At 61.9% G+C, this 15,318-nt stretch carries 15 protein-coding genes; 11 read left to right on the top strand and 4 right to left on the bottom strand.

The genetic code is table 11. The annotated features are described in order from the left end of the window. Nucleotides 1-194: 194 nt before the first annotated feature. Nucleotides 195-2,387 (top strand): PBP1A family penicillin-binding protein, encoded by a 2,193-nt coding sequence (locus tag AAC077_RS08395; RefSeq protein ID WP_339768458.1) that lies wholly within the window; start codon nucleotides 195-197, stop codon nucleotides 2,385-2,387. Between the two features lie 36 nt (nucleotides 2,388-2,423). Here the strand turns inward: AAC077_RS08395 and AAC077_RS08390 are convergent, their stop codons facing one another. Together AAC077_RS08390 and AAC077_RS08385 are read right to left on the bottom strand one after the other, a co-directional pair. Beyond that, the gene (locus AAC077_RS08390) at nucleotides 2,424-3,017 is read right to left on the bottom strand and encodes an ABC transporter substrate-binding protein (protein ID WP_339768457.1); all 594 of its coding nucleotides are present in this window, start codon (nucleotides 3,015-3,017) and stop codon (nucleotides 2,424-2,426) included. Continuing rightward, entirely contained in the window at nucleotides 3,007-3,801 is a 795-nt protein-coding gene (locus AAC077_RS08385; protein ID WP_339768455.1) for a VacJ family lipoprotein, read from the bottom strand. The genes AAC077_RS08390 and AAC077_RS08385 overlap by 11 nt, the downstream gene beginning before the upstream one ends. A gap of 168 nt (nucleotides 3,802-3,969) precedes the next feature. On the opposite strand from AAC077_RS08385, the gene AAC077_RS08380 reads away from it, so the two are divergent. From AAC077_RS08380 to AAC077_RS08350, 7 genes are all read left to right on the top strand, one after another. After that, complete coding sequence (locus AAC077_RS08380; protein ID WP_339768453.1) at nucleotides 3,970-5,706, top strand: type I secretion system permease/ATPase; 1,737 nt, start codon at nucleotides 3,970-3,972, stop codon at nucleotides 5,704-5,706. Then, entirely contained in the window at nucleotides 5,703-7,013 is a 1,311-nt protein-coding gene (locus tag AAC077_RS08375; protein ID WP_339768451.1) for an HlyD family type I secretion periplasmic adaptor subunit, read from the top strand. The genes AAC077_RS08380 and AAC077_RS08375 overlap by 4 nt, the downstream gene beginning before the upstream one ends. Before the next feature lie 134 nt (nucleotides 7,014-7,147). After that, complete coding sequence (locus tag AAC077_RS08370; RefSeq protein WP_028957014.1) at nucleotides 7,148-7,606, top strand: RidA family protein; 459 nt, start codon at nucleotides 7,148-7,150, stop codon at nucleotides 7,604-7,606. Further along, entirely contained in the window at nucleotides 7,603-8,370 is a 768-nt protein-coding gene (locus AAC077_RS08365) for a glycerophosphodiester phosphodiesterase family protein (RefSeq protein WP_339768447.1), read from the top strand. Before AAC077_RS08370 ends, AAC077_RS08365 begins: the two co-directional genes overlap by 4 nt. 72 nt (nucleotides 8,371-8,442) lie before the next feature. Further along, nucleotides 8,443-9,630 carry a GNAT family N-acetyltransferase gene (locus tag AAC077_RS08360; RefSeq protein WP_339768445.1) on the top strand — a complete coding sequence of 396 codons (1,188 nt, stop codon included), beginning with the start codon at nucleotides 8,443-8,445 and terminating at the stop codon, nucleotides 9,628-9,630. Further along, nucleotides 9,627-9,923 (top strand): 4a-hydroxytetrahydrobiopterin dehydratase, encoded by a 297-nt coding sequence (locus AAC077_RS08355; RefSeq protein WP_339768443.1) that lies wholly within the window; start codon nucleotides 9,627-9,629, stop codon nucleotides 9,921-9,923. The genes AAC077_RS08360 and AAC077_RS08355 overlap by 4 nt, the downstream gene beginning before the upstream one ends. An 18-nt stretch (nucleotides 9,924-9,941) precedes the next feature. Beyond that, nucleotides 9,942-10,778 (top strand): mechanosensitive ion channel family protein, encoded by an 837-nt coding sequence (locus AAC077_RS08350; RefSeq protein WP_339768441.1) that lies wholly within the window; start codon nucleotides 9,942-9,944, stop codon nucleotides 10,776-10,778. Nucleotides 10,779-10,882: 104 nt separating this feature from the next. On the opposite strand, the gene AAC077_RS08345 is transcribed toward AAC077_RS08350, so the two are convergent. Further along, nucleotides 10,883-11,371 (bottom strand): peroxiredoxin, encoded by a 489-nt coding sequence (locus tag AAC077_RS08345; RefSeq protein WP_339768438.1) that lies wholly within the window; start codon nucleotides 11,369-11,371, stop codon nucleotides 10,883-10,885. Between the two features lie 104 nt (nucleotides 11,372-11,475). On the opposite strand from AAC077_RS08345, the gene AAC077_RS08340 reads away from it, so the two are divergent. The 3 genes from AAC077_RS08340 to AAC077_RS08330 all read left to right on the top strand — a co-directional run bounded on the left by AAC077_RS08340 (nucleotide 11,476) and on the right by AAC077_RS08330 (nucleotide 14,158). Further along, nucleotides 11,476-12,678 (top strand): FAD-dependent oxidoreductase, encoded by a 1,203-nt coding sequence (locus tag AAC077_RS08340; protein ID WP_339768437.1) that lies wholly within the window; start codon nucleotides 11,476-11,478, stop codon nucleotides 12,676-12,678. Beyond that, the gene (gene rsmD, locus AAC077_RS08335) at nucleotides 12,675-13,226 is read left to right on the top strand and encodes a 16S rRNA (guanine(966)-N(2))-methyltransferase RsmD (RefSeq protein ID WP_339768436.1); all 552 of its coding nucleotides are present in this window, start codon (nucleotides 12,675-12,677) and stop codon (nucleotides 13,224-13,226) included. Before AAC077_RS08340 ends, rsmD begins: the two co-directional genes overlap by 4 nt. Before the next feature lie 134 nt (nucleotides 13,227-13,360). Further along, nucleotides 13,361-14,158 carry a substrate-binding domain-containing protein gene (locus tag AAC077_RS08330; protein WP_339768434.1) on the top strand — a complete coding sequence of 266 codons (798 nt, stop codon included), beginning with the start codon at nucleotides 13,361-13,363 and terminating at the stop codon, nucleotides 14,156-14,158. Between the two features lie 337 nt (nucleotides 14,159-14,495). Here AAC077_RS08330 and map read toward each other — a convergent pair whose 3' ends face one another. Next, complete coding sequence (gene map / locus AAC077_RS08325) at nucleotides 14,496-15,305, bottom strand: type I methionyl aminopeptidase (protein WP_339768432.1); 810 nt, start codon at nucleotides 15,303-15,305, stop codon at nucleotides 14,496-14,498. Nucleotides 15,306-15,318 lie beyond the last annotated feature (13 nt).

The raw sequence follows: 15,318 nt of genomic DNA, 5'->3' as shown, positions 1-15,318 counted from the left end.
AGGCCGTTGGGGAAGGTCGGGCGCACATTTGCGCCAGAGGAATCCGCAATATGTGCGTAAAAAATGCGCAAACTTTGGAAATTGATGAAATTTTAATCGAAAAAATGATGGGCGTTGCCGAACAGTTCCCCGTGTATCTCGGGCCGCAGACAGGTATTGTGCTTTGAAACAAACAAGGCCGAGCAGGGGTCTAGATGAAGAACACGACACGCGGCAAGCGTCCTTTGGTGGCAGACAAACGGTCTGGCTCCACATCCGCCAAGAAACCGACCACACCACGCAAGCGCCCGGTGAAACGTCGCAAGCCTACGCCGCCCCGGCGTGGCGGGATCATCGGGTTCTTCCTGATGATCTTGCGATTCTTTGTGCGCCTGTTCTGGGCCGTGACGTGGCGCGGCACGCTGGCGGTGGTGGTCGTGATCGGCCTGTGGGTTGGCTATACGGCCACGACCCTGCCCGATCTTGAGGAATTGCTGGACGGTCGCGCACGCGGATCGGTGACGCTCAAGGACTACCAGGGGGCCACATTTGCGTGGCGCGGTGACCAGTTCGGCGGGGTCGTGACGGCCCAAACCGTGTCGCCCAACCTGTTGCACGCGATTGTGGCCACCGAGGACAAGCGGTTCTACAAGCATATCGGCGTCAGCCCGCGCGGCATCGCCAGCGCCATTCGCATCAACCTGCGCGAAGGGCGCGGCCCGCTGGACGGGCACGGCGGTTCGACCATCACGCAGCAGGTGGCGAAACTGTTGTGTCTGGGCACTCCCTATGATCCGACAACAGGCCAGACCGAGAAGGAATACGAACAGGAATGCCGTCGCGGAACCTTGCAGCGCAAGATCTACGAGGCCGTCTATGCCATGGCGATGGAAGCCAAGTATTCCAAGGAAGGCATCCTGACGATTTACATGAATCGCGCCTTTCTGGGCGCCGGTGCCCGTGGGTTCGAGGCAGCAAGCCAACGGTATTTCGGCAAGTCGGCGGCGTCTGTGACGCCGGCCGAGGCGGCGATGCTGGCCGGTTTGCTGGTGGCGCCCACACGGTTTGCCCCGACAAACGATCTGGCACGGTCGCAGAACCGTGCCGCGACGATCATTCGGCTGATGAACGAACAGGGCTATCTGACCAATGCCGAAGCCGCCGAGGCGCAGGCCCATCCCGCCGAGCTAAGCCAGGCGGCAGCCGCACGCGCGGGGGGCTATTTTGCAGACTGGGTCATGTCGTCAGGCCCCGAATTCTTTACCCGCAAGACCACCGAGGATGTGATAATTCGCACCACGCTCGACCAGCGCATTCAACGCGCGGCCGAGGAAGGGCTGCGGACCATCTTCGAGGACAAGGTCCGCGAAGGGTCCAAGGCGCAGGCGGCCATCGTCGTGATGGATGCAGATGGTGCCGTGCGCGCGATGGTGGGGGGGCGTGACAACCAGGTCGCCGGTGCCTTTAACCGCGCGACACAGGCGCTGCGTCAGACCGGTTCGGCGTTCAAACCGTTCGTTTATGCCACGGCGCTGGACCTGGGCTATTCGCCTTTGGACACTGTCGAGGATGCGCCATTGACGATCAACATTCCCGGCTCCGGCCCGTGGTCGCCCAAAAACTACACCAACCGCTATCTGGGCACTGTGACGCTGGCCAAGGCGCTGGAAGAATCGCTGAACATTCCCGCGGTGAAGGTGTCCGAGAGCGTGGGCCGCGAGCTGGTGCGCAACGTTGCCAGTGGCTTTGGCATCGAAAGCGATCTGGCCGCGGGGCCTGCGCTGGCGCTGGGCGCGTCGGAAAGCACGCTGATCGAGATGACGGGGGCTTATGCGGGGTTCCTGAACGGCGGCTCGTCGGTCACGCCCTACGGTCTGACCGAGCTGCGCCTGCTGGGCGATAACGAGCCGCTGATGGGCACCGGCGGCGGCATTGGCGAGCGGGTGATTCAGGAAGAAGCAGCACGGCAACTGGTCTGGATGATGGAAAAGGTCGTCAGCGAAGGCACCGGCGCGCGGGCGCAGTTCGGTGGACGCCAGATCGCGGGCAAGACCGGCACCACACAGGCGGCGCGCGATGCGTGGTTCATCGGGTTCACGGGCAATTATGTGGCCGGTGTCTGGATGGGCTACGACGACAACACACCGCTGACAGGGGTGACAGGCGGCGGACTGCCCGCAGAGATCTGGCGCGAGGTTATGGTGCGTGTGCACGAAGGCGTGCCCGACACACCGCTGCCGATGGACGCGCCGCGCGGGGCGCAGCATGTCGTGGATACGCCGGTTGAACAGCCGCGGCCAACAACGACCGAGGGCATCATCAACAACCTGTTGCGTGATATTCTGGGGGGTGGTGGTGGAAATTCATCGCCACCATCGCAGCCGAAGATCAACGGCGGCGAGCGGTAGCGCCCTCGCAAAAGGGCGCTGCCGGTCTGCGCAACCTCAGCCCATGCGGCTGAGGTCTGCGATCATCTTGTCGATATTGCCGCCATTGCGGTCCAGCAGCGCGCCGATTTCGCTGCGTTCTGTCAACAGCAGGTTCACGCCTTCGATGAACATGTTGTAAAACAGGTTCCGGCCCGATTTGTCTGACACAAGGAAGGTCACTTCGAACGGTGCCTCGCCGCGCAAGAACGCGGTTGTCTTGATCTCGTAGCCGGCCTTGATCTGGCGCGCCGATTTCACTTCGATCCGGCCGCCGATGAACTCGCGGAACCGCTTGCCGTATTTGCGCGAGATATAGCTGGCAAAGACATCACCGAACTTGCGTTTCTGCGCCGCCGATGCGCTGCGCCCGTCCACGCCCAAGGCATATTGCGCCATGATCGGGACATCGCCGTATTTCGCAAAGATGTTCTTAAAGTCGCCGATCATCGCGGATTCAGACTTGCCCGAGCCGATGACCCGGTTGATCTCAGCCACAAGCCCATCAATCAGCGAACGGGCCTGCGCCTCGCTCAGCGCCCAGACCGGACCGGCCACAAGGGCGCCGCCGGAAGCTGCAAGAAAGGTGCGTCGGGTCAGGTTATTGAGCATATGGGTCCTCGTAAATGTCAGAGTACGGGTCATCAGAGTAGGGATCGGCAGCATCGCCGCCGACACTCGACCCCAGTTCAAAGCGCCGGTTCTGAAGATAAATCAGGCGCGCTTGCGAATAGCTGTCGGCACTTTCGTACAAAATCGAATCGACTGTCTCGGAATACCGGCCGCGGTCACCCAGACGTGATGCCAGCTTGGCACCGGTGCTATAGTATTTCTCGGGGCTGGGCAGGCTGTAGGTCAACGGGTTGGTAAACATATCAACGACACGCCCCACCGCATCGCGGCGGGTGGCCGGGCCAACAACCGGCAGTTCGACATAGGGCCCTTCGGCGGCACCCCAGACATACAGGGTCTCGCCAAAATCTGTGTTGTGTTGGGGCACCTGGAATTCGGTGGCCGCATCTACAAACCCGCCAAAGCCCAGAACGGTGTTGGTCAGAAACCGCACCGTCGACAGGCCCGCACCGCGGAAATCACCCTGCAACAGCGAATTCACCATCATGCTGGGCTGGGCAAGGTTGGTGGCAAAGTTGTTGATGCTGTCCTCGAACTCGTCCGGGACCGCTTTGGAATATCCCTGCCCGGCCGGCCGCAGAATGGCCTTGTCCAGCTTGATGTTGAACGCGTGAACCTTGCGGTTGCGGGCTTCGTTCGGGTCATTGATGCCGTCACGGCTGACCACGTCGGGGTTGGACGCGGCACAGGCCGAGACAAGTGCCAAAGCCAGTATTACAATCGGCAGGCGCGCCACAGGGTGCTGGAAGCGATAAACTGACAATGGAAATCTCCGTTTTTTAAGCTTAGACCGTACCTAATACTTTCATGGGCATTGCCCAGACGTGTAGTATGCGAATTATGTCTCTGTGGCAGTTCAGCGACAGAGAGTCTAAAGTCTTTACGCCCGAAAGGGCATAGCAGTCGCCGTATTTCAGGCGAAAAGGTGCCGATGCAAAACCGGGTCCAGAAACGAGGGGTTGCCGAACTGCGGCGTGCCCGTTCCGAAAGCCGTAGCCTGTATTGGCTGGTGGGGGTGTTCAGCCTGTTCGCCAACCTGCTGATGCTGACGGGGCCGCTGTATATGCTGTCGGTCTACGACCGCGTGCTGGGCAGCCGGTCCGAGGCGACGCTGCTCGCGCTGTCGCTGTTGGTTTTGTTCCTATACGGCGTGATGGGCATTCTGGACTACACCCGCAGCCGGATCATGGCCCGCGTCGGGGCACGGTTCCAGATGCGGCTGGACCGCCGCGTGTTCGACGCGGTTGTGCGCAAATCTGCTGTGGCGCCTGACCTGCAAACCCAATCCGGCCTTGCCGATCTGGAATCGGTGCAGCGGTTTCTGACCTCGCCGGTGTTGATCGCCTTTTTCGACCTGCCATGGACGCCGATCTTTATGGCCGGAATTTTCATGTTCCACCCGATGCTGGGCTGGCTGGCGGTGGGCGGCGGCGTGGTCTTGATCGCCATCGCATTCCTGAACCAGTGGCTGTCGCGCGAACCGCAGTTGCGCGCAGGCATCGCAGGCCAGCAGGCCGGTTCGATGTCCGACCAGATCCGCATCGAGGCCGAGATGGTGCAGGCCATGGGGATGCGCGACGCGGCCTTTACCCGCTGGTCGAAAACCCGCAGCCGCGCGCTGAAAGATCAGATTGCGGCAACCGACGTGGGCGGCACGTTCACCTCGATGACCAAGACGCTGCGGTTGTTCCTGCAAAGCGCCATGCTGGGCCTGGGGGCCTATCTGGTGCTGCAAAACGAAATGACGGCGGGTGCCATGATTGCCGGTTCGATCCTTCTGGGGCGGGCACTGGCCCCGATCGAGATGATGTTGAACCAATGGCCACTGGTGCAACGCGCGTCAAAAGGCTGGGACAACATGGCCGAGCTTTTGGGCACGGTGCAACCGGAACAGCCGCGCACAGCACTGCCCAAGCCCAAGGCGCGGCTGGTGGCCAAATCGCTGACCGTGGTGCCGCCGGGCGAAAAACAGGCATCATTGCGCGGCCTGAACTTCGAGCTGAAACCGGGCGAGGCGCTGGGCGTGATCGGACCATCGGGTGCCGGTAAATCGACGCTGGCGCGCTGCGTGACGGGCGTGTGGCGGCCTGCGGGCGGGTCGATCCGTTTGGACAGCGCAGCACTGGATCAATACGATCCCGACGTTCTGGGCCAACACATCGGCTATCTGCCGCAGCGGGTGCAGTTGTTTGACGGCACCATCGCTGAAAATATCGCACGTCTGGCCGAGGTGCCCGATGATGCCGCCGTGGTGGCCGCTGCCAAAAAGGCGGACGCCCACGAGATGATCCTGGAATTTCCAGAAGGCTACGACACGCGCATCAATTCGGGCCAGCAGCGCCTGTCGGGCGGGCAGATCCAGCGTATCGGGCTGGCCCGCGCGCTTTATGCCGATCCGGTGATCATGGTGCTGGACGAACCCAACTCGAACCTCGACAACGACGGCACCGAGGCGCTGAACCGTGCAATTCGCGCGATGAAGGCAGACGGGCGGTCGATCATGATCATGGCGCATCGGCCCTCGGCGATCGAAGAATGCGAAATGCTGCTGATCCTGGATCAGGGGATGCGGGTGGCATTCGGTCCCAAGGACGAAGTGTTGAAGTCGAACGTGCAGAACCACCAGCAGATCACGCAGGCCCCGCGCCGCGCCGGAGGCATCTCATGACCGATACGACAGAAAAAGCATGGAGCGCACGGGCGCCGGTCCTGTTTGGCCTTTTTGGCCTGATCGTGCTGTTCGGCGGCTTTGCCCTGTGGGCGACGCAATCCAACATCGCGGGGGCGATCATCGCGTCGGGCCGGATCGAGGTCGACCGCAACCGCCAGGTCGTGCAACACCCGACGGGCGGCGTGGTGTCGGAAATCGCGGTGCAAGAGGGCGACACCGTCAAAGCGGGCGATTTGCTGCTGGCGCTGGACGACCGGCAGGCGCAGTCGCAACTGGCGATCATCGAAGGCCAGCTTTACGAACTGATGGCGCGGCGCGGGCGGCTCGAGGCCGAGCGCGACCAGACCGACGAGGTCGTCTTTGAAGACGAATTGATGCAGGCCGGCGCAGGCAACCCCGATCTGGAAGAACTGATCAGCGGCCAGCGCAACCTGTTCTTTGCCCGCCGCGACAGCGTGGCCGGTGAAACCGAGCAACTGCAAAAACGTCAGGGCCAGATCCAGAACCAGATCGACGGCATCGAAGCACAGGAAAAGGCGCTGGCGCTGCAATTGGGCTTTATCGAAGAAGAGCTGACCAATCAGAAGGCCCTGCTTGAAAAAGGTCTGGCACAGGCCACGCGGGTTCTGGCGCTGCAACGTCAACAAGCCAGCCTGGACGGGCAATTGGGTGAACTGGCCGCAAACAAGGCACAGGCCGAAGGGCGCATCACCGAAATTGACCTTGAGGTGCTCAAGCTGGCGTCGGCGCGGCGCGAAGAGGCGATCACCCGTCTGCGCGATCTGCGCTACCGCGAACTGGAACTGGTCGAACAGCGGGCATCCTTGTTGCAGGACATCGACAAGCTGCAAATTCGCGCGCCGGTGTCGGGCATTGTCTATGCGATGCGCGTTCAAACGCCGCGCTCGGTCATTCGCGGGGCGGACCCGGTGCTGTTCCTGATCCCCCAAGACCGCCCCTTGGTGATCGTGGCCCAAGTGGACCCGATCCACATTGACGAGGTGCACGTGGGCCAGCAGGTGAACCTGCGGCTCAGCGCGCTGGACCAACGCAGCACGCCCGAACTGGTGGGCGGGGTGACGTTGATTTCCGCTGATGCCTTCGAGGATGAAACGTTGGGGCGGACCTATTACCGCGCCGAGATCACCTTGAACCCCGGCGAGCTGGACAAGTTGAAAGCGGGCGAGGTGTTGATTCCCGGTATGCCAGTCGAGGCATTCATTCGCACCGCCGACCGCACTCCGATGGCCTATCTGATCAAGCCGTTTGCCGATTATTTCAAACGGGCGTTCCGCGAGACCTGAGCGTTGGACGGGGGCCAGCCACCCGTCGCTGCGCGCCGTCCCCCGGAGTTTATCGGGCAAGATGAAGCTTTGGGCCTTTTGATTCCGCGGGCGAGGGACTAGCGTCGCGGCGAAATTCAGCATTGGAGAACGCGATGAGCTTTGCAAAGAAACTGGCAGACCTGGGTGTGGAACTGCCGAATGCACCGGCCCCTGCGGCGAATTATGTGCCCTTCGTTCAGGTGGGCGACATGGTTTACGTGTCGGGTCAGATTTCCAACGGCCCTGACGGCTTCATCACCGGCAAGCTGGGCGCGGATATGGACGTGGCGGCGGGCGCTGCTGCGGCGCGGACCTGTGCGATCAGCCTGTTGGCGCAGGTCAAGGCGGCGTGCGACGGCGACATCGACCGTCTGGTGCGGGTGGTCAAGCTGACCGCTTTTGTCAACTCGACGCCAGAGTTCACCGAACAGCCCAAGGTCGTCAACGGCGCGTCTGATTTTCTGGTCGAAGCGCTGGGCGATGCCGGACGGCATTCGCGTTCGGCGGTTTCGGCGGCGTCCTTGCCCTTGGGCGTGGCGGTCGAGATCGAAGGCATCTTTCAGGTCAAATGATCATGCGGCTGCCGCAGGTCTTTCTGGACATGCCGCTGGCGCATCGGGCGTTGCATGATGTGGCCGATGGCCGGCCCGAAAACAGCCGCGCGGCGATCCGCGCGGCGATTGAACGCGGCTACGGGATCGAGATCGACCTGCAACTAAGCGCCGATGGCCGCGCGATGGTGTTCCACGACTATGCGCTGGACCGGCTGGCCAAGGGCAGCGGTCCGGTGCGCCTGTGCGACGCGGCGACGCTGTCGCGGACGGTGCTGCGCGGCTCGGACGAGGGCATCCCGGAACTGGCCGAAGTGCTGGAACTGGTCGCGGGGCGCGTGCCGCTGCTGGTCGAGATCAAGGATCAGGACGGCGCGATGGGCCCCGATGTCGGCCCGCTGGAGCATGCGGCAGCCAAGGTGTTGCGCGACTATCGCGGACCGGTCGCCGTGATGTCGTTCAACCCCCATTCGGTGGCGCGCATGGCCGAAGTGTTGCCGGACGTGCCCCGTGGGCTGGTGACCAGCGCCTATACCCCCGAGGACTGGCCGCTAAGCGAAGCGGTTTGCGCACGTCTGCGCGACATACCCGATTACGCCCGCGTCGGTGCCAGCTTCATCAGCCACGAGGCCGAGGATCTGGACCGCCCCCGCGTGGCCGAGCTGAAGGCTGCCGGTGCGGATGTTCTGTGCTGGACCATTCGCAGCCCCGAGGCCGAGGCTGACGCCCGTCGCGTGGCGCAGAACGTCACTTTTGAGCAGTATCTGCCATCGCTCAAAGGTTGATCCGACGCCGCTGCGCCACACATAAAGACCGTGGCCGAACCCCACCAAGGCATGAACAAAAGTTAGGCGGACATGAGCGGGCAAGAGGTAGAGATCAGGGTTGTGCCCACGCTGGCACAGATCGACGCAGCGGCGTGGGACGCGTGCGCTTGCCCCGAGGCTGCGGAGGGTGCCCGCCCGAACGATCCGTTCACCACATACCGCTTTTTGCGGGCACTTGAGGACAGTGGTTCGGTTGGCACCGGCACCGGCTGGCAGCCGCAGTATCTGGTGGCGTCGATTGGCGATCAGGTGATTGGCTGCGCCCCGATGTACGTCAAATCGCACAGCCAGGGCGAATACATCTTTGACCACAACTGGGCCCATGCCTACGAGCGGGCAGGCGGGCGCTATTACCCCAAGCTTCAGATTGCAGTGCCGCACACGCCCGCGACGGGGCGGCGGTTTCTGGTGCATCCAGACTTTGCCGAGGCGGGGTTTGCAGCACTTGTGCAAGGTGCCGTGCAACTGGCGCAAAACAACGGCATCTCGACTCTGCACGCCACATTCTGCACCGAATCCGAGGCTGAACTTGGCGTCGAAATGGGGTTGATGCGCCGGACCACGCAGCAATTTCACTGGCACAATGACGGCTACGCGAATTTCGACGATTTCCTTGCCACCCTGTCCAGCCGCAAGCGCAAGAACATCCGCAAGGAACGCGCGCAGGCGCAGGATTTTGGCGGCCAGATCGAAGTGCTGACCGGCGACGCGATCCAGCCGCACCATTGGGATGCCTTCTGGGAATTCTATCAGGACACAGGCGCGCGCAAATGGGGCACACCCTACCTGACGCGGGATTTTTTCAACCAGGCGCAGGCGCACCTGCGCGACGACATCTATCTGGTGCTGGCGCGGCGCGACGGGGAATATGTGGCCGGTGCGTTGAATTTCATCGGCGCACACGCGCTTTATGGCCGCTATTGGGGTTGCACCGAACACCACCCCTGCCTGCATTTCGAATTGTGCTATTATCAGGCCATCGACATCGCCATCGCCCAGGGGCTGAACGCGGTCGAGGCCGGCGCGCAGGGCGAACACAAGCTGGCGCGGGGGTATCTGCCCACTCAGACCCATTCGTTGCATTGGGTGGGTGATCCGGGTTTCTCTGACGCGATTGCGTCCTATCTAAAGGCCGAAGGCGAAGCCGTGGCCGAAGAGATCGAGATTCTGACGGATTACGGCCCCTTCAAGAAAATACAAATCGAGGAACAGGAATGACTGAAAAACTAAGCACCGAGACGCGCAAGACGTTGCTTGCGCCGTTGAAGGAGAACGGATGGGACATGGTCGATGGCCGCGATGCCATCGCCAAGACATTCAAGTTCAACGATTTCGCGGATGCCTTTGGCTGGATGACCCGCGCCGCGTTCTGGGCGGAAAAATGGGATCACCACCCCGAATGGGATAACACGTACAATACTGTTAATGTGGTGCTGACCACGCATGACGTTGACGGCCTTAGCACTCTGGACGTCAAACTGGCGCGTAAAATGGACAGCCTCGCAGGATAGAATATGTTTCAAGACTTAATGAATACCGAGATTTTTGGCGGCAACACGATTGCCGATTTCCTGACCCTGAACATGCTGGCGTCCATCGCCGGATCGGTTGTCGGCGCGATTGTGATTGTTGTTGTCGGCTGGATCATCGCCGCATGGCTGGGCAGCCGTGTGCGCAAGATCGGCACGGCGCACGCGCATCTGGACAACACGCTGTTCAACTTCCTTGGCTCGATCGTGCAATACGTCATCATCGGCTTTACGATGCTGATCGTGCTGAACACATTCGGCATCCAGACCACGTCGATCGTCGCGGCCGTGGGTGCGGCCGGTCTGGCGATTGGTCTGGCCTTGCAAGGGACGCTGTCGAACGTTGCGGCGGGGGTGATGCTGATCCTGTTCCGCCCGCTGAAAATCGGTGATTTCGTCGATGTGGCCGGGCAGATGGGCACGGTCAAGGATGTGACGCTGAATTACACCGAACTGGCCAGCCTGTCGAACACCCAGGTGATCATCCCCAACAAGGAAGTCTGGGGCAACGTGATCGAGAATTATTCGGTCTACCCCACCCGCCGTGCCGAATGGTATTTCGGTGTGGGGTATGGTGCCAACCTGAAAGATGCCGAGGACACGATCCGCGACACCATCATGGCCGACCCGCGTGCGCACAAAGACCCCGAACCGTTCATTCAGGTCGGCAATCTGGGCGACAGCTCGGTCGATTTCCGGGTGCGGGTGTGGTGCAATGCGTCTGACTACTTTGCCTTTACCAACGACATGAACCGCAAGGTCAAGGAAGCGTTGGATGCCAAGGGCGTCGATATTCCGTTCCCCACGCGCACCATTTATCAGGCTGCGGCGGAGTAAGTTTCGCAGTCCAGACATGAAAAAAGGCCCCCGTTGCGCGGGGGCCTTTTGTATTCAGGGTAACCCATGGGTGACCTGCGCCGAGGGTAACCCGTGGGAGACCTTTACATGCTGTCCAGCAGACCTTCGCCGCCGGACACGTCACAGACGCCAGAGTTTTCTTCGGCCTGAAACAGGGTCACCTTGCCGTCATCGACCAGCATCGCATAGCGTTTGGACCGTGCGATCAGACCGGCGGGCGGCGCGTCAAAATCCATGCCGATGGCTTTGGTGAACTCGCTGTGGGCATCCGACAGCATGGTGATGCCTGCCTCGGTGGCGCCGGTGGCTTCGCCCCAGGCTTTCATCACGAAAGGATCGTTGACCGACACGCACATGATCTCGTCCACGCCTTTTGCGTCGAACTGGTCCTTGGTGCGGATGAACGACGGCACGTGGGCCGAATGGCATGTGGGGGTGAATGCGCCCGGAACAGCAAAGATCACGACTTTGCGGCCTTTGGTCTTGTCGGCCAGGTTGACCGGTGCGGGGCCTTCGGCGCCCATTTCCACCAGCGTTGCGTCGGGCAGTGTGTCACCTTGAGAGAGTGCCATTGTCGGCTCCTTTCGGGAATTGTGTTATCGTCGCTTCCCGATATAGGGTCCAACAGGGATTTGGGCCATCAAATTCGCCCGAAATATCAGGGAAGGTACGCAAAATGCACGTGATTGTTATCGGAGCCGGTCAAGCCGGATCATCCTGCGTGGCCAAGCTGCGCAATGGCGGGTTTGACGGTCAGGTGACATTGATTGGCGCGGAAAGCGTGCCGCCCTATCAGCGTCCGCCGCTGTCCAAAGGGTATCTGCTGGGCGAGATGGCGTTGGAGCGGATGTATCTGCGTCCCGAAAGCTTTTACAGCGACAACAATATTGATCTGCGCATGGGGGTAAAGGTCGAGGCGATTGATCCCGTGGCACGGACCGTCACCGTGCCGGGCGAGGTGCTGCATTATGACCAGCTTGTTCTGGCCACCGGGTCGGACCCGCGCCGTTTGCCAGCGGCCATTGGCGGCACGCTGGACGGTGTGTGCACCGTGCGCGATCTGATGGACGTGGACAGCATGGCGCCACGGTTTACCGCAGGCGCACGGGTGCTGATTGTCGGCGGCGGCTATATCGGGCTTGAGGCGGCGGCGGTGGCGTCCAAGCTGGGGCTGAAGGTGACCCTGGTCGAGATGGCCGACCGGATCTTGCAACGGGTGGCCTCGCCCGAGACCAGCGCATATTTCCGCAACCTGCATTCCGGTCATGGCGTCGACATCCGCGAAGGCGTCGGGCTGGACCGTTTGCTGGGCGAGGGCGCGGTGCGTGGTGCGCGGTTGACCGATGGCAGCGAGCTGGAGGTTGATTTCGTGATCGTGGGTGTTGGCATCGCGCCAGCGTCGGCTTTGGCCGAAGCGGCAGGGGTGGCGATGGACAACGGCATCAAGGTTGATGCCCACGGTCGCACGTCAGACCCCCACATCTGGGCGGCGGGCGACTGCGCGTCCTTCCCCTATCGCGGCAACCGTATCCGGCTGGAGAGCGTGCCAAACGCGATTGATCAGGCCGAAGTGGTGGCCGAAAACATCATGGGCGCCGACAAGGAATACGTGGCCAAACCGTGGTTCTGGTCGGATCAATACGACGTGAAACTGCAAATCGCCGGGCTGAACGTGGGGTACGACCGGGTTGTAACGCGCAGCAGCGGCGCTGCGGTGTCGTTCTGGTATTATCTGGGCGACCAGTTGCTGGCGGTGGATGCGGCCAACGATCCGCGCGCCTATATGATCGGCAAGCGGCTGATCGAGGCGGGCAAGACGGCCGACCCTGCCATCGTCGCCGACCCCGACGCCGACTTGAAACCGCTGTTGCAAGCGTGAGGATCATCGCCGGCACATGGCGCGGCACGGCGCTGGCCCATGTGGGCAAGGGGGATGCGGGTGCGCATCTGCGCCCCACGTCGGACCGCGTGCGCGAAAGCCTGTTTTCGATCCTGACCAGCCGGGGCGCGATCGACGGCGCGCGGGTGCTGGACCTGTTTGCAGGCACCGGTGCCCTGGCGCTTGAGGCCTTGTCGCGCGGCGCTGTGCAGGCGGTGCTGGTTGAGAATGGCCGTGTCGGTCAACAACTGATCACCGAGAACATCAAGAAACTGCACGCCGAAGACTCCACCACGCTGATGCGCAATGATGCCACGCGGCTGGGCGCATGGATTGCCGCCCCCTTTGATCTGGTGTTTCTTGATCCGCCCTATGGCAAGGGCATGGGCGACAGCGCGCTGCGGTCGGCCGTGGCCGGTGGCTGGATCGCCAAGGGGGCCTGCGTGGTCTGGGAAGAGAACGCCCCGATGCCCCCGCCGCCGGGGTTTTTTCAGGTGGACGGACGCCGTTTTGGCGACACCCACGTGACGCTTCTGGAAAAGGGATGAACGCCCGGACTTGCGCGGTGACTGGAATTCATGCTGCATAAGGGCACCGATCAACACCGACTGGCCCTTGCAGGAGCCACCCAAGGGGGTTAGCCCCCGACCTTCCAGAATCCTCGCTCAAGGAACGTTGCCGCATGATCCGACTACTCGCCGCGCTGGCTTTGGTGCTGACGGCCTGTGCCGTGCAGGCCGAAACCTTGAAGCTGGCGGTGACCACGTCGTTTGCGACGTCGGGTCTGCCCGATGTCCTGCTGCCTGCGCTGAAGCTGGGCACGGGCATCGACGTTGAGATGTTGGTGGGCGACACGGCAAACGCGCTGGCGCTGGGCGAGACGGGGCAGGTGGACGCGATCTTGCTGGACAGCCGCAGGGATGAGGAAACCTTTATCGCCGACGGATTTGGTACACATTGTCGTGCAATTATGTACGATGATTTTGTGCTGCTTGGTCCGGTGGACGACTATGCGGGCATCGCGCAATCCGTGTCGGTGACCGAAGCCTTGCAACGCATTGCCAAAAGCGAACGTCAGTTTGTCAGCCTGGGCGACGACAGCCCGCTGCACAAAAAGGAACAGGCGCTGTGGGCCGACGCGGGGCTGACACCGCAGCAATTTCCCAACTGGTACACGGTGGCCGGGGCCGGTGCCAATTCCAGCCTGACAACCGCCGTCGATTTACAGGGCTACATCCTGATGGACCGCCAAAGCTGGCTGCATTTCGGTGACAAGACCGGGCTGGCGGTTTTGTTTTCGGATGATCCGGTTCTGTTCAATCAATACAGCTTTGTCCCGGTAAGCGCGGCGCGCCACCCGCATGTGGCCCGCGATCTGGCACGGCAGGTCGAACGCTGGCTGACGGGTCCGCAGGCCGAAGAGCTGATCAACGGCTATACCATTGAAGGTCAGCCGCTGTTCATCTTCAACGCCGAGTGACCGCTGTTGATCGCGGACGTTCAGATCGGACAGGTCGAGCGTATATTGTGTGGGACTTTGCTGCCGTTCCCAAAGCCGCGCGTCGACGGGCCGAGGTGCGGCGATGCAACTTCAATGTCTGCCACTTAATGGCAGCCAAACACATCCCAGCTATCGGTCACGCTCCACAGCAACCAAATCGCCGTACCGTGGGGCGGCCCGGCGATGCGCGGCGGCCTGAGGCCTTGTTCCGCGCGAGGGGAGTTGAATTGGGCTCAAACCGGACCTGAGCTGCGAGGCGCAGGAATGTCCGCTCTGCCGGTTGAGCTTGGTAAACCCTGCTGGTTCAGGTGCAAGCCTAATAGGTCGGGTGGAACGTGCCCGCTTCGGACAAGGTAAAGATTTCCACGCCTGTTTCGGTCACACCCACCGAATGTTCAAACTGCGCCGACAGGGATTTGTCGCGCGTCACGGCGGTCCAGTCGTCGGCCAGCGTTTTCGTCTCGGCACGGCCCAGGTTCACCATGGGTTCAATCGTAAAGAACATGCCCGGTTCCAACCGCGCGCCGGTGCCCGGGCGGCCATAGTGCAGCACGTTGGGCGGTGCGTGGAACACGCGGCCCAGCCCGTGACCGCAGAAATCGCGCACGACGGACATGCGGTGCGCTTCGACAAAGCTTTGGATGGCGTGGCCGATGTCGCCAAAGGTGTTGCCCGGCTTCACCGCGTCAATCCCGCGCATCAGGGCGTCGTGGGTGACCTGGATCAGACGCTCGGCCTTGCGGGGCAGTTTTCCGGCCACGTACATGCGGCTGGTGTCGCCGAACCAGCCGTCGACGATCACGGTCACGTCGATGTTCAGGATGTCGCCATCCTTCAGCGTCTTGTCACCGGGGATGCCGTGGCACACCACGTGGTTCACGCTGATACAGCTTGCGTGCTCGTAGCCCTTGTAACCGATGGTGGCCGATTTGGCGCCGGCCGCGTCGACCATGTCGGTGATGATCCGGTCAATCTGGGCCGTGGTCTGGCCGGGAAAGACGTGTTCGGACATCGCGTCAAGAATGCGTGACGCCAGTGCGCCGGCGGCATACATGCCAGCGGAATCAGACGGATCGTAGATGCGTATGCCGTCCTTGGTCAGACGGCCCCGGTTCTCTTGTTTCAACAGAAGTCTCCGT

This window comes from uncultured Pseudosulfitobacter sp., from assembly GCF_963976325.1.
Taxonomy (GTDB): domain Bacteria; phylum Pseudomonadota; class Alphaproteobacteria; order Rhodobacterales; family Rhodobacteraceae; genus Pseudosulfitobacter.
This window is presented reverse-complemented; position numbering and strand designations above follow the sequence as displayed.